The 14,720-nt window shown below is 47.3% G+C and carries 10 protein-coding genes; 1 reads left to right on the forward strand and 9 read right to left on the reverse strand.

Annotated elements, in window-relative coordinates:
- Nucleotides 1-3: 3 nt before the first annotated feature.
- From ACFQI7_RS00725 to ACFQI7_RS00755, 7 genes are all read right to left on the reverse strand, one after another.
- A complete protein-coding gene (locus ACFQI7_RS00725) occupies nt 4-1,098 on the reverse strand; it encodes a response regulator transcription factor (RefSeq protein WP_218096497.1) in 1,095 nt (364 codons plus the stop codon).
- A complete protein-coding gene (locus tag ACFQI7_RS00730; RefSeq protein WP_218096498.1) occupies nt 1,095-2,849 on the reverse strand; it encodes a sensor histidine kinase in 1,755 nt (584 codons plus the stop codon). The genes ACFQI7_RS00725 and ACFQI7_RS00730 overlap by 4 nt, the downstream gene beginning before the upstream one ends.
- A 549-nt stretch (nt 2,850-3,398) precedes the next feature.
- On the reverse strand, nt 3,399-4,805 hold the full coding sequence (locus tag ACFQI7_RS00735) for a vWA domain-containing protein (protein WP_218096499.1): 1,407 nt from the start codon (nt 4,803-4,805) through the stop codon (nt 3,399-3,401).
- 364 nt (nt 4,806-5,169) lie between these two features.
- Entirely contained in the window at nt 5,170-6,492 is a 1,323-nt protein-coding gene (locus tag ACFQI7_RS00740; RefSeq protein ID WP_218096500.1) for an ABC transporter substrate-binding protein, read from the reverse strand.
- 70 nt (nt 6,493-6,562) lie between these two features.
- Complete coding sequence (locus tag ACFQI7_RS00745) at nt 6,563-7,327, reverse strand: DeoR/GlpR family DNA-binding transcription regulator (protein ID WP_218096501.1); 765 nt, start codon at nt 7,325-7,327, stop codon at nt 6,563-6,565.
- A gap of 328 nt (nt 7,328-7,655) precedes the next feature.
- Nucleotides 7,656-8,276 (reverse strand): hypothetical protein, encoded by a 621-nt coding sequence (locus tag ACFQI7_RS00750; protein WP_218096502.1) that lies wholly within the window; start codon nt 8,274-8,276, stop codon nt 7,656-7,658.
- 195 nt (nt 8,277-8,471) lie between these two features.
- The gene (locus ACFQI7_RS00755; RefSeq protein WP_218096503.1) at nt 8,472-9,842 is read right to left on the reverse strand and encodes an aminotransferase-like domain-containing protein; all 1,371 of its coding nucleotides are present in this window, start codon (nt 9,840-9,842) and stop codon (nt 8,472-8,474) included.
- A gap of 250 nt (nt 9,843-10,092) precedes the next feature.
- Between ACFQI7_RS00755 and blaOXA the strand changes: the two genes are divergently transcribed.
- The gene (gene blaOXA / locus ACFQI7_RS00760; protein ID WP_218096972.1) at nt 10,093-10,854 is read left to right on the forward strand and encodes a class D beta-lactamase; all 762 of its coding nucleotides are present in this window, start codon (nt 10,093-10,095) and stop codon (nt 10,852-10,854) included.
- A 126-nt stretch (nt 10,855-10,980) separates the two neighbouring features.
- On the opposite strand, the gene ACFQI7_RS00765 is transcribed toward blaOXA, so the two are convergent.
- Together ACFQI7_RS00765 and ACFQI7_RS00770 are read right to left on the reverse strand one after the other, a co-directional pair.
- A complete protein-coding gene (locus ACFQI7_RS00765; RefSeq protein WP_218096504.1) occupies nt 10,981-12,303 on the reverse strand; it encodes an ABC transporter substrate-binding protein in 1,323 nt (440 codons plus the stop codon).
- Nucleotides 12,304-12,423: 120 nt separating this feature from the next.
- Nucleotides 12,424-14,628, reverse strand: coding sequence for a family 78 glycoside hydrolase catalytic domain (locus tag ACFQI7_RS00770; protein WP_218096505.1), 2,205 nt, complete (start codon nt 14,626-14,628; stop codon nt 12,424-12,426).
- Nucleotides 14,629-14,720: the final 92 nt, after the last annotated feature.

Here is a 14,720-nt window from a genome sequence, read left to right on the forward strand (position 1 = left end):
CATTCAATGCCCAAATTCCGATCGGTCGTCGGTCAGAGCTGTGTTTCCGCTTGCAGAAATTCGAAATTCCGAAGGAAGGAACCCGGTTTCCTCCCGAAACTGCCTGCTGAAATAGCGATAATCCTGAAAGCCGCAATCGATGGCAATATCCGCAATCTGGCGGCTGGTTTGAATCAACAGCAGCTTCGCCCGGTTAATGCGCAGCTCCTTTAAGTAATCGGGGAAGGGCTTCCCTACGATGTCCTTGAAGCTTTTGCTGAAATAGCTCCGGCTCATTCGGGCTTTGGCCGCCATCGCGCTCTGCGTGACCTTGGAATCCATGTTTGTTTTCATATATTCCACCATATCCAGCATGAGCAGCAGCACATATTCCGGGTATGAGGAGCAGCGCAGCTTATGGCCGATGACGCTGCGGAAATGGGTAATAAATCTTCGCCAATCGTCCCAGCTGCACACACTCTCCGACCGATTCAGCCACTCGTGCAGATCGCCCAGCCCGATCAACCGGTTCATCTCCACAATTAAATAATGCATCACCTTATGAAGCTTCGGAATCGGCGGTCGAATCGTTTCCAGACGCGAACACATCTGATCGAATTCGTCGTCCTTGATGACCCAATACAGCTTCAGCCATTCATCCATATGCGATTGCAGCATCGTTTCGTCGGAGTCGAGCCAGCGTGTGACCGGCTCCGGCGCTTCACGCCGCTCGCCTGCCGCTCCTCGTATATGATCGGTAATCCGCTGAAGCGACTCCTCCAGATTGCCCGCTTCCAGCTCCGTCTTGACGATATAATCAAGCGCGCCCAGCCGGAGCGTATCCTGAATGTAGTTAAAATCCTGATGGCATGTCAGGATGACGACATCCATCTGCGGATACTGCTGGCGGATGCAGCGCATCAGATCGAAGCCGTTCATGACCGGCATCGTCAAATCGGTGAAGACCAGGTCCACCGGTTGCTCGGCCAGCAGCTCCAGTGCCTTCTTCCCGTTATTTGCCTCTGCGACGATCCGGATGCCGAACGATTCCCAAGGTAATGTCGTGATCAGTCCTTTGCGTACGAAGTATTCATCGTCGACGATCATCGCACGGATCATAGGGACTCTCCTTTCTCCGATTGAACCGGTATGCGGAAGTACATCGTTGTTCCTTCATTCGGCGAACTGAACGCCTGCAGACGAGCATGCTCCCCAAAATGCACCCTGAGCATCGTATCCACATAATTCAAGCCGATCCCCATGCCCACTTTCTCACGAGCAGGGATATCATGATGCAGCAGCTTGCGTATTTCTTCTTCGCTCATCCCTTTTCCGTTATCCTTTACCTCGATGAGCATAGAGCCATCCTGCTCCAGAGATACGGTCAGTTGTATTAGGCTTCCAACGTCCGCCAAGCCGTGGTACAATGCGTTCTCGATCAAAGGCTGCAGCAGAAATCGCGGGACTCTGACGCCTAACACCAACGGATGCGCTTGGATTTGTACGCTAAACTCGTAGTTGTAACGAATTTGCTGCAGTGTCACATAATCGTTCAAAGCGTTAATTTCATGTTTTAGTTCAACGAGATCCCCGTCTCTTCCCAAATTATAGCGCAGCAACCGAATAAACACGGTAACCAGGCTGACGATCTCGTCCTGCCCTTTCGTTTTGGCCAGCCACTGAATCGTATTTAACGTATTATACAAAAAATGCGGGTTCATTTGGTGAACCAACTTCTCCACTTCTAAGTAGCGCTTATCCTCCTCGTTTCGCTTCAGCTCCATCATCAGCATGCTTAGGTTGATTCTCATATCCTGAAACCTGTCCATCACCTCGTCGAATTCGAGAATCTTCGTTCTTGAAGGTGAGGCGGGGCGTTGCGACGCGGAGGCGAGATCGCCGCTCAATTGATTAATTTCACCGTGCAGCTTCTTGAATGGCGTAACGAGCATGCGCCAGATCCACCATCCGATGGCAGCGCTGCCCAGCAGGCTAACAGCGGAAATAGACAGCCAGTAGATTGCCCACCGGTTCACTTCATTATTGTACAGCCGCTTGTCGATAATCGAATAGACGAACCAGTCCATCTTCTGGCTTTGGGCTCGAAAGTAGTAGTGGCTGCCAAGGACCTGATACCGCTGCCCGGCAATATGATCCGGCATGACCGCACCCGGAGGGAACAAGATCTCGTCTTGGCTGAAAACGACGATTCCGTTCTTATCGGTCAGTACCTGAACGGCCTCCATCCCGTACTGGTATTTATTCAGCAATTGATCGAAAACGTCCGGGCCGCTCTCCACATAAATATCGTAATTTGACGCAGCCAGCAGATCGGTCGGCCGCGATATGGAAAAAACAAGCTCCTCTCCGCTGCCGACGGTACGGTGGGGTGCCTGGTATATCACTCCATTATCGATGGCAAGCACCGGGAGCGGTGCTTCGCGATCGTCCACCTTGACGGGATAATTCTGAAACAGGAAGTCTTTCGTCGTTCGATTGGAAATATAAAACAAGCCGACATCGGGATTCGTGTAGGCAACAAGATTCAAGTGGGCAAATACGTTCTGGCTTAATATGTATTTATCGATGGGCTTTTCGGCCTTGAACAGTAGCTTCAGATCACGATTCGTCATTTGTTGGGACACGTAGTTCAAGTTCCGAAACGACATTTCGATATTGGATTTCACCTGCTGAAGACTGCTGTTAATGCCGTTGACCGTCTTGCTGTCCAATACGGTATAAATCATGTAATAGGATGACACGCCCATCAGCAGGATCGGGACGATGGTGCTCACGAGTAGACCGACGAACAAGCTTCTTTTCAAGGAACGCGGCTTATCATAAACCGATTCGTCTGACAAAATGTTCATAGACTTCACCTATAGTCCGTATGCGCAGAATGATGTTCATGGATCAGAGGCAATTCCTGCCCGGGTTTATTGTACCATTTCTGTTCAAGACCCGGGAGTCAATGATGTTTGTCATAGGGTAGAAAATTATCGCAGTCCTCGGCTTTTTTCACACTTGGGATGAACATTCATCATACATCGAGACATCACATCGCTTAGTCACGTACCAGCTACAGGCTGCGAGTCCGGACGGTACCCGGCTGTGCGGCTGCGGAGATCCTAACGATGGTGCTGCAGTCGGTGACGGGACGATCCTTCAGCCCGACTGCTGTCGCTTCCAACCTTTGCGGTGCTTGTGATGTACCTTCAGACCCTTCTATTTCTTCGCTCGGATGAGATGAGATATAGTGTCAGTATGCAGGGATCGAATCCGCTTTTGAAGCTATTCGCAACCGGGTACTTACAACTTTACAATAAAAAACCCGCGCCGGGCGCGGGCTACAAATAATATAGGTTCTCGCCTTCTTCCAGAACGCGGATATTTTAGCACTAGTCCGTCCCGCTCAGCTGCTAATTATTTTTCTTATTAGTCAAATCATCGACATTCTTATTACCTTCATCCACGATATCGTCATAAACCTTATTTCCACTTTTAGAAACTTCGTCATATAAGCGTTTCCCCATATCGCGAGCATATTTCCATGCAAAATTTTTACGTTCAGTAATCTTTTTAAAGAGCTCGCTCCTAGGAAAAGCTTTGCCGTTTTTAGTTTCTAGATACTTGAGGGCTGCTAGTAGATTAGAATTTTCTTTGTTCACTAGAATTTGCATCGTTTCTTGTGTTTTATTGATTGTTCCCTGTTTCGTTTCTTTTTGTATATTTGCTTCCCCTGCTCCTTTTTCTTTCCATATCGTCCACTCGCCTCGTAATTTATCATACGTTTTATTCAAATAATTTTTTAATGCTTCGTCGTTATCAACGGAAGTAAATTCTCCTCCACCGGATGTAGCCACTTGTCGGAGCAGTTTTTGTCCTTCATTATCCACATCGAAACCAATGATATTCACAACTGTCTTCACTTTTGATTGATTGAGATCTTTTGCAATTTGCACTGGATTACCATCGCATGTTTCAATTCCATCACTTACCACATATACAATCGAATCGGTTGTCTCAGGATTAATATCTTGTTTTACAGATTCCAGAGCATTTGCAATGGGTGTCCATCCGGCCGGATCTAAGCCATTAAGTGCCTCTTTTATTTGATTTGTCTGCTCACCTTGACCATGAAAGATTTCTTCTGTACTGTTACATGATAATTGTTTATCTTTCTGATCTCCTGTTCCTTTATGTCCATATACCCGCAAAGATACCTCTGCATTTTTGGGTAATTTATCTGCAAAGCTCTGAATCGCTTCTTTTGCCGAATCCATTTTTGATTTTCCGCTGATCTGCGCTTTCATGCTGCCGCTGGCATCAAGTAAGATTGAAATGTGTAACTTCTTACTTGTGGGTAATCTCATCTTATCATCAGGTCGTTGATTATCCACCTTAACTTCGGTTTCAAAATTAATGAATGTGGACACATAAGGGCGGTAGTCTTCAGCCAATAGGAGGAATAGTTCTTCCATATATTGATCAGCTGTCGAATTACTTGTTAATTGATCCAGAGCGTCCTGAACTTTCTGTTCATTATAGTTGGAGCCAGCAAAACGTCCCGGAGGTTTCATTAATAATTGTTCATCTGTTAAGGACGTCCGAGGTTCATTTTGATTTGTGTCCAATGGGCTCTGAACCTCTCCGCCGGGTTCACCTCTTTTAACTGAATCTGACGGGGTCTGAATTTCAACGGCTGATTTGCTTTGATTTGAATCCGATGAATCCTGAATTTTTGAGGCATTCATTTCAGGTTTATCTCCACAACCTGCAAGGAATACGAATAACATTAGAAATAGTAAGATAGAGCTTCGAATCATCGTTCACCTCCGATTACTTGCTAATGTCTGCAACGTGTATCAAACCTGTTATACGCAGGCACAATACTAGTTATTATAGACATACTGATGCAATGTGGCTAAAGGCGTTGGTCTCAATTCTTGATGGATTATGTCGAAAGGAGCGCAAGAGATTAGAAGTTCAATAGTTCCTGTGGGAGGAAATGAGCGCGATGAAGCACGATAGAACGGTTGAATTTGTTACCGCCCCCATCCGAACAGGCAGCAGCAGGGTCAACTCTTACTGGTAGCTTACCGCTAAAAAGAGAAAAGACTATGATGTAATATACATCATAGCCTGTGACCCGTTAAGGTCATGAATATTTTGTTTTGTCCTTACTTGTTTTTACCTCAGCCCCGCCTTCACTTCCTCAATCGCTTTGTTATGTTCTTCCTCCGCCTGCCTGAGGATGGTATTCAAATCCGATTTGCCCACCGTATACTCAACCACTTTCTTCGAGGCGATATCGTAGCCTTCTTTATCAAAGAACGTAAACTTGCTCGGAATTTCAGCTCCGTAATCCATCACGACGTTAGCCAGGTTTTTGCCTTTGGCTGCAGGGTTATTCTCGAACGCATGTTTGCGAATGTTTTTATCCTTCAATGCGGTAATCCGGCCGTTTTTGGTCGCTTCCAACTGCACTTCCGGATTCGAGCTCAAATACTGGATCACTTGGAAAGCGATATCCGCATTCTTCGTTCCTTTCGGAATGACGAATCCGTCCGAGAATCCCGCCGGCCCAAAGTTCGGCTTGTCTTTGAACATCGGATAGGTCACGACATCCCATTTCAGCCCTTGCGCCTCCATCGCTTCCATATCCGTATTTTGCAGCTGAATATGGTCCGGGAACATCGCTAACGTCCGTTTCGTCATAAACTCGTCTTTTGCACCGCTCGCCGATTTGATCGGCTCCTGATTCGGTACGTCCTGGGCTGCTTTATAAAACTCGAAAAACTTTCGCCACGAATCGCTCTGGAAGTTGGACTTGCCCGTCGCCGGATTGATATAAGACAAATTCATCTGGGACGTAAACCGGTTGATGATCGGCAGCTTCAACCCCCGATAGTGGGTCGTTCCTTCTGTGCGGGTCAGCTTCCTGCCGATCTCTATAACTTCCTCCCAGGTGGGATTGTTCTTCGGATAAGGCACTCCAAACTTATCGAAAATGTCCGGGTTGTAATGCAGAGCGAGTATAAATTCATTATATGGCACGAAGTAAATTTCGTCTTTCGGTGCATACGCTTTTATCGCATTCACCACGTTCGGGGAGAATATATTGAGATCCAGCTTGTGCTTTTTGATAAGCTCCGTCAAATCCATCGGCACATCATACTGCGTAATTTGCTGGATATTCGATAACCCTTCCCAAATAATATCGGGCATGTTCCCTGTTGCGATCAAATCTTGAATCGTTTGCCCTTTCCCCGTTTTCATGACCTCAAGCGTAACGTTCGGAAATTTTTTCTTCACATAGTTATTTACGTACAAATCAACGTCGCTTAACGATGACTTTAAGAAAAATTTTAACGTAACCGGCTCCTGGTTTACCGCCGCCGTACCGGCGTCTCCTGCCGCAGCTCCTCCCGGAGCTTCGCTTTTTGACGTACTGCACCCCGTCACTGCAACAGCGAGCAGCATCATTAAAGTAACCTTCGCCATTTTAACCATCCAAAATTCCCCCTACTCGTCTGTAATAGCGCTTTCATTTTACGGTAAAAAAGTTTGTCACACGAAAAAATTACGCCGTAATTACATGGATGCCGTTGTCCCTGAATTGTTCGAGGTACGATTCGGCTTCTGCGGCTTCAACTCCGGTGATAAACGTATGTATTTCATGTATCGAAGCAAGCGCGTGAAGCGCAACCTTGCCGATCTTCGTATCGTCAGCCAATACGACGATTTGCTGTGCGGCCCGGATCATCGCCTGCTTGGTCGGCACGACGAGTGAATCTTGATAGGTTAGTCCGTATGACGGATGAATCGCCCACGTCCCGATAAAAGCTTTTTGCAGACGCATCGTACCGAGCATTTTTTCCGCGTAAATCCCATTGAGCACGAAGCCTTCATGGTAAAGCTCGCCGCCCGTAACGATCACTTTGATATCGGGGCTGCGCAGGTCGGCGGCAATATTAATATCGTTCGTGACCACCGTCAAGTTGGAGCGGTTCAATATATGCGGGATGATATGGACCGTCGTCGTTCCGGAGTCGAGAATGATGCAGTCCCCGTCCTCGATCATTTCAGCCGCTCTTTTGGCAATGCGCCTTTTCTGGTCTACCTCGTTGTTGGATCGTTCTACAAACGGGGGCTCGATGCTCGCGCCATGCTCCACGATCACGCCTCCATGCGTTCTGCGCAGGAGACCTTCCTGCTCGATTTCTGCCAGATCTCTCCGAATGGTTACCTCATGAACTCCAAAATGCTTGGATAGCAGAGCAACACTGGCAGCTCGTTTCTCTTTCACGAATTCTACGATGCGAATTTTTCTTTCTGCTGCTAGCATTTCGGAATGCCCCTCCCAATGAATAACGCTCAATTGTTCGCAAATGATTGAATTTGTATAATTCGATCACGAAACGAATCTGGTTGGAAAGTAAAAGCCGCAATAGGCAACTCTTATCGAATTATTAATGGCTGAAATTTGTGCGACAACACACCTGCCTTTCGCATTGCTGTTTTAACCATGATCATATATGTTCTATTATGTTTGTTAATGCACGTTTATCTTACAATCAATTTGATCGACATGTCAATACCGATTTGAAATTATTCCCACAAAACAAAACGAAGAGCTAGCGCATCAATTCCAACAGAGATATCATCAGAATATGTTACACAACGGAAAAAAGCAGCGGCCAAGAGCTGCTGCTTTTTGAGTATTTGTATAATATAAAACCGGAGAACTTTACGATTAATCCTTCTTTGATTTGATTTCTATACTTCTGGTCAAGGCTGACGCTAAATTGATTTCCCGGTCCTTGGCCTGAACCATAGCCATCTATTACATGGTTGTCGTATATAAGGTCCACCCCATTAATATCTGTAAATTTCCATTTTTCTATTGAATCATAGGATTTAAACGAACCGCTATTTACTATTTCATCAAGATACAGAAACTCACCGGTTCTCCTATTCGCTGCAGTACTCGTTCTTGCTTCGAAATCGAAAATTATGGAACTACCGCTTAAAATTACTTTTCTTAGGATGATTTTCGTTTGATATTGTTCCTTAACTAATAGATTCACTACATTTTCACTTTCATGCTCCGGAATCCATTCTTCTTCTACAGAAAATTCAAATGATATCCCTTTATCTTGAACGTATAAATGATATCCTTGTTCTTTAATAATTTTGTTTAATGTCTGTTCCTCACTGTAATATCTTGTGAAATAAACACCCGATACAAAGAACAGTACAATTATAGAAAACAAAATTTTTTTTCTTCTTCCCATCTGCTCACCCTTTTTTTATCAAAACTTGAAATTAGTTTCTCGCCTCCTTTTCACAATGAAGACGTTGAATGGAATTTAAATGTTTCAATATTTATTCAGTTCTCTCTGTCCAAATACATCACTGGAGATAAATTCGAGTAAGCTGAGAAAGCACCATAAACTCCCTCATTTTCGACTGCAATTCAGCGGCTCTTGTCAGATGAATTGAATGCATTTCCTGCTCGAGACTAACAGTTCCTTAATCCCTTCAGCAATGAGCATGATCCCCCTGTCGATTTTCTCTTCCGCAGCTTGTGAGACGCTGAGACGGATCACGTTGTCCTTCTGAAATTGCGGTAAATACATGTTGGACGCCTCGGTCAGTAAGACCCCTCTCCTCCCCAAATGATTTCTCAGCTGTTCTCCCGTTAGCGGCGATGGCAGCTCAAGGATCGCGTAAAAACCGGATCTCGGCTCGGAATAGACGGTGCCTGCCGGCAAATACCGTTTGCAAGCTTCTTTCAGCTTCTCGGCTTTGCTGCGGTAGATCGTCCGCATTTTGTACAAATGGGTTTCAAACATCCCATTTTCCAAATAAATTTCCAGTGCTCCCTGCATTAACACCGGGGTGTGTACATCGGCGGCATATTTGGCGTGAAGAAAAGACTCGTGCAGCTCCGGAGGAATCACGGCGAGCCCCAGACGCAATCCGGGAAGCATGACTTTCGAGAAACTTTTCGTATAAATAACTCTTCCCGAAGGATCGTAGGCAAACATCGGATCTTGCTTGTTATTGTGATCAAGATCCCCCAGGTAGTCATCCTCGATGATATAGACATCGTATTTCTGCGCCAGCTCAACGATCTTTTTCTTCTGTTCGTTGGTGTAACTATAACCGGTTGGATTATGGAATCTCGATACGGTATAGAACAGCTTGATGTCTCCGGTTTGAAATAAACGTTCCAGTTGCTCTAAATTCACCCCGTCTAGTGTAATATCTACACCATAAGCATGTACCCCCTGCTGCCTAATGGATGCAAGCATGGAACTGTGAGTAGGTTGCTCTACCGCAATGTTGCTTTTTCCGTTTGGAAAAGGAAGGGAAATGAGCAGATGAAGCGCTTGTTGCGAGCCGGTAACGACAAAGATATGCTCCGGCACCGTAAACACTTGAACATCCCTCAGTTGCCGCGCCAGTTGCACTCTTAAAGAATACAGCCCCTGAATTTCCGAATACGTAAATAGATCTTGCCGGTATCGCTCGATCGCCTGATTCATCGAATGCTGGAAATCCCGGTACGGCATTGCCTCGGGGTCCGGACCGGCAGAAGCGAAGTCAATAACATTTCCTTCGCCCGGTTCTACTTTGTTAGAGCGCTCATGATCGACAACGAAATAACCGCTCCGAGGGACCGTATAAACGAGATGCTCAAGTTCCAACTGCTGATAAGCCTTAATAACGGTATTTAGACTGCAGTTTAACTCGAGCGACAATGACCGTATAGACGGCAGTTGGTCCCCTCTTTGCAGCACACCGCCTTCCATGTCTTGTTTGATGCGTGCAATCACTTCCATATATTTTTTCATTTAGCGTCACTCCTCTCGCTGTATGGTTACAGGACGCGAATAAGTTCCAGCAAGTTGCAGACAAGCTAGATTATACTGGGAAAGCCCCGCCAAAATAAAGGCGAAAGGAGGACAAAATTGGGATTCACTGCAAATCCGAGTGTTCAACCGAAAGGAGATTAAAGCAATGAAGAAACTAACTTCTGCAGCCGTATGGAAATTGGGAAGGATCGCACTGCTGTTATTCACCATCGTTCTGCTCGTTACCGGGATGACCTCGCCTCAGGTTCAGGCGGAAACGACACACACGCATGAACTGAAGATCGACTCGTTATTCCAGGGAACGCCGGGTACGATGATCATTAAAAACCTGAAAACCGGTCAACAATTGGTGTATAACGAACAAAGAAGCGTTCAGAAGTATACGCCGGAGTCTTCTTTTAAAGTGGCCAATGCCCTGATCGGACTTGAGGAAAAAGCAGTTGCCGATGAGTACGATGTCAAGCGCTGGGACGGCGTCATCCGCCAATTCGACGTATGGAACCGGGATCATTCGCTGGCTTCCGCCATGCGAACCTCGGCTATCTGGTACTATCAGGCGATGGCGCGCGATATCGGCCGCGACAAGATGCAGCGCAATCTGGACCGGATAGGGTACGGAAATCGCGATATTTCCGGCGGCATCGATACGTTTTGGCTGGACAGCAGCCTCCGCATCACGGCCCAAGAGCAGGTTGATTTCATGGAAAAGCTCGTAAATGAAACCTTACCCTATGGAAAACAAAATATGAAAACCGTCAAGCGGATTATGATTGACGATGAGCAGGACAACTACACGATCCACGGGAAAACGGGGACGCGACTGTCCGATATGGGACTCGGCTGGTATGTAGGTTACGTAGAGACCAAACGGAATACTTGGGTTTTTGCCACCAATGTGGACAGCAGCGGAACGACTGCGAGGAATATAACGAGAGATTGTTTGGAGAAGCTGAACATTATCAATCGACCGGATACGGTAAGTACGAAGTAAGCTGCAAAATCACAAAATCGCCCCACTACAAAAGAGCTGTCGGGGCGATTTTCGCCATGCGACTAATATTTAGCTTTATTAATATTTAATATATTTAATTTTATTTTGCAATCTCAATGACGCTTGTCATTTTTTCTTCTCAGCCTCAATTGCCTTATTCACTTCTTCCTCGGTCTGCCGCAGCGCCGTGTTGAGGTCGATTTCGCCAAGAATCGCTTTAATGAGATTGGTTTGCAGCGGACTGTTTAATTTCCCGTCATACTTGGTTCTAGCGATGGGCGAAGCAAATTTGTTGGTGAACACCGCTTTCACCACGTTTTTATTTTTCACATTCGAATCCTGCGCGAAAGCGTTCTTGATGCTTTCGTTTTTTAAGACGGGAATGTATCCTTTTTTGGACAATGCCAGCTGAGTCTCGTCCGAGGTTACATATTTCAAAACCTCCATCGCCTGATCCTTGTACTTGCTTGCGTTCGAAATGAACAGGAAATTCGGATAAGGCTGCGTCCCCATGCCCGGATTGTCTTTAAACACTGGCAAGGCGGCCATATCCCAGTCAAGGCTCTCAAAATCTTTTTGCCCCTGCAGTCCGAAGTTCATGACATACATGGCGATGTTCCGCTCTTTCATAAAATCGTTGTTATTGAACAATCTTTTTAACGTCGCGATCTGCTCCTTGTAACCGATCGCTTTCGCCGGAGCCATGATGAGCGTATCGACGATCTTTTTATATTTATCGCTGTTGATAGCGGCTTTCTCCGTTGCTTTATCCACAAACGGCAGAGAGTAGGCATTCATGCTGAGAACGTGTATATAGGATTGGCCGAGTCCGATGTATTGCGTGCCGTTGTCGTTTCGGGTCAACTTGTTGCCCAGCTCGATAGCTTCATCCCATGTCATGCCGTCCTTCGGATAACCGACGCCGAATTTATCGAATATCGCTTTGTTGTAGTATAGCACTAGACCGCCGCTGTGCACCGGAAAGCCGTACAACCCGCCGAATTGCTTGACCGCTTCGACCGTTGCCGGTTCAAAGCGGCTCATGTCGACATTATGTTTTTTGACGAGCTCGCTGAGGTCGAGCTGCGATCCTGTGGCCACGACGGAATTCACTGCATTTCCGACGGAATCGTAGATGAGATCCACCTGGGCACCCGACGCGATCATATTCTCGATCGTGTTTGTACCGCTTCTTTGAATATAGGTAAATTTATAGTTGGGAAACTTCTTCTGCAGCTGATCACCGAACCGTTCGTTCCACACTTCTGGAGGATCGCCGGGAGCGCCGTATATAACGAGCTCCGCCGGTTCGTTCGCATACGATTTGGCTTGCTCGGCCGGTTTGTCGCTGTCGACGGACGATTGACCGCTTTTCCCATCGCTGCAAGCCGTAAGCCATACCGATCCAATGACAAGCAATCCGGTAACGATAGTCCAATGTTTCCTCATCGTTCTATCCCCTTTTTATGTGATTTGAAGGCTTGTGTATCCGTTTTCATTTTTCTACGACCATCTTAAGACAGCCTCTTCCGAATTTCTTGGAAGATTCTTCACACAATTAGGGTAATATTACAGCGATCCGTGCTCCGCACCATCTTCGACAACATGAACGCCTTCCGGCAAGGTCAACTGCATTCGTCCATCCTGATATGAAAATGTAATGTTCCCTGCAGCGACCCGAAACGAAAGCTTGACGCTTTGAAGCGATGCAGGCAGACGAGGTGAAAAGTTCACTTTCGTCCACCCGGGAGCCGCAGGCTTTAATCCGATCACATGTTCGATCATATACGGGATCGGTGCGCTCGCCCAAGGGTGACACAAGCTCGTATTCCATTTCAACGATTTGGACCACGCTTCAAAGCATGTCGTCGCCCCTTCCTTAACCATATTCCCCCAGGAGTGCAAATCTTCCGAGCTTAGCAGCTCGTACGCGAGATCATGTTCGTCCGCCGCGGCGAGCGCGTTTAAGACGAAGTACGCCATATACACCCCGCAGGAAAGACGCTTGGCGCGAATCAACTCGACCACCGATTTCCTTGCTTCGTCCGGCACCAAACCGAACAGCAGCGGCAGCGCGTTGGCATGAAGCGACGCGTGCGAAGAGTGCTCCGCATCGGCAAAGAGCTTCGTATCGCTACGATAGAACGTCCGACAGAAGGCTTCCCGGAAACTTGCCAAATCGCCGGATTCCGGAAGGTGCAGGTGCCTGCGGATTTCCGCGACGGCAAGCATAGCTCCATAGTAAAACGCGTTGATCACATTATGGCAGCCTTCTCCCGGAACGCGCTTCAGCGGAAAATCGTAGCCGTCCCTCATCCCTTCCGGCCAATCGACGAGGTTCCATTTATCGGCTACGTTTGCAAGAAGACCGTCTTCGCGCCGGTACTTATCGAAGTAACGCATCATTCGCTCGGCGACCGGATACATCTCTTCCAAAAAAGCTTTGTCTCCGCTTTGCATATAATACTGCAGAAGCTGCATCGGCCACTGGAAAGAAAAATCGGCGATTTCCTGCATGTGATGCCCCGGAGCGACCGCCACCATCCCCGGACAAACCCGGGAAGAAAGCAATGCAAAATCCAGCAGCGATTTGCGGAATAGTCTCAAATCTCCCGACAAGTAAGCATGTGCGTGCGTAATGATCGTATTGTCGCCCAAATATTGGCCCTTTTCCCTGGAGGGGCAATCCACATAATTTTCTTGCGAGCCGTATTTCACCCCGTTCTTGCAAATCGACCAAATCGCATTAAGCATCGGGTCGGATGAGTCGAACAGACACGCTTGTTCATCCAGCGGATAATGGCGGACGGTCGCGGAGAAGCTGCCGGTATCGATAAAGATTTCTTGTACGGCAAGCACCTCGACATACCGGAACGCCTTATAATCAAACAGCTCGAACTCGTCGTCTAGTCCCGATAATGTCCAATGCTCGCGGTACACGCAATTGCATCGCATCTCTTCCCGAACGCGGCCGTTCTCCCACAATTCTTCGCCGCATCGGATTTCAATGACTTGCCCGGGTTTCCCCTTGGCCTTCATGCGAAACTGACCGGTAATTTCGTGACCGAAATCGATCAAATAGCCTTCATCCGTCAGCGCATGAATCCGTTCGGGTTTCACTTCATAGACGGACAAAGGCGGTGTCGGCTGCAAAAATAACCTGTGATCGTCGGCCCAATGTTCCCAAGCCGGATTCCAATCCGTATCGTCAAATTCGCGATCCCGCCATCCGTTGATCTTCAGCCGTTGATCGATATTTTCCAGAAACTGCGTATTGTAACCGGTCGTCCCGCCACTGCGATATTCCTCGGACAACCGGTATTTCCAAGTGCGGTCCGTCCGTTCGGCCACTTTGCCGTTCACCGTCAATTCGGCTATAAGTCCCTGACGGTTATCGCCGCTGTTATAGGACCGGCTAATAAGCCCGTGATAATACACATGGACGGCGATGACATTGCTCCCCTCCACCAAGTAAGAAGCGAGATCGAACTGATTGTAATAGTAATGAAAATAGTTCGCTTGCGCGGGGCCTTGCCCGACGAACCTGCCGTTCACATACAATTTGTAATAGTCGTCCGCCGTAATGTCCAAAATGGCCGAGCGAATACCGCCTTCCAAAGTAAATTCCTTTCTCGCCAGCATGTGACGATTTTGCAGCTCCCGCTTCGGCTCCGCATGCTTGACCGACTCCAATTCTTTTTGGAACACGTCGACAGGACGCAGCTCGCCAAACGTTGCATCCATGATCCATTTCGCTTCCCACTGTTTATCCATATCTGCTCTCCTCACCTGCTGACGAATCGATTTTCCCTTCTCCTATTCACCCTACCATCGATGCGACCGATTTTCTTGGCGGGATTGCCGGA

The organism is Paenibacillus allorhizosphaerae (assembly GCF_042659105.1).
Lineage (GTDB): Bacteria > Bacillota > Bacilli > Paenibacillales > NBRC-103111 > Paenibacillus_G > Paenibacillus_G allorhizosphaerae.

Excerpts from the sequence above, each read along its gene's own strand:
- ACFQI7_RS00725 (WP_218096497.1), bottom strand. The coding sequence starts at position 1,098 with ATGATCCGTGCGATGATCGTCGACGATGAATACTTCGTACGCAAAGGA.
- ACFQI7_RS00730 (WP_218096498.1), bottom strand. The coding sequence starts at position 2,849 with ATGAACATTTTGTCAGACGAATCGGTTTATGATAAGCCGCGTTCCTTG.
- ACFQI7_RS00735 (WP_218096499.1), bottom strand. The coding sequence starts at position 4,805 with ATGATTCGAAGCTCTATCTTACTATTTCTAATGTTATTCGTATTCCTT.
- ACFQI7_RS00740 (WP_218096500.1), bottom strand. The coding sequence starts at position 6,492 with ATGGTTAAAATGGCGAAGGTTACTTTAATGATGCTGCTCGCTGTTGCA.
- ACFQI7_RS00745 (WP_218096501.1), bottom strand. The coding sequence starts at position 7,327 with ATGCTAGCAGCAGAAAGAAAAATTCGCATCGTAGAATTCGTGAAAGAG.
- ACFQI7_RS00750 (WP_218096502.1), bottom strand. The coding sequence starts at position 8,276 with ATGGGAAGAAGAAAAAAAATTTTGTTTTCTATAATTGTACTGTTCTTT.
- ACFQI7_RS00755 (WP_218096503.1), bottom strand. The coding sequence starts at position 9,842 with ATGAAAAAATATATGGAAGTGATTGCACGCATCAAACAAGACATGGAA.
- blaOXA (WP_218096972.1), top strand. The coding sequence starts at position 10,093 with ATGACCTCGCCTCAGGTTCAGGCGGAAACGACACACACGCATGAACTG.
- ACFQI7_RS00765 (WP_218096504.1), bottom strand. The coding sequence starts at position 12,303 with ATGAGGAAACATTGGACTATCGTTACCGGATTGCTTGTCATTGGATCG.
- ACFQI7_RS00770 (WP_218096505.1), bottom strand. The coding sequence starts at position 14,628 with ATGGATAAACAGTGGGAAGCGAAATGGATCATGGATGCAACGTTTGGC.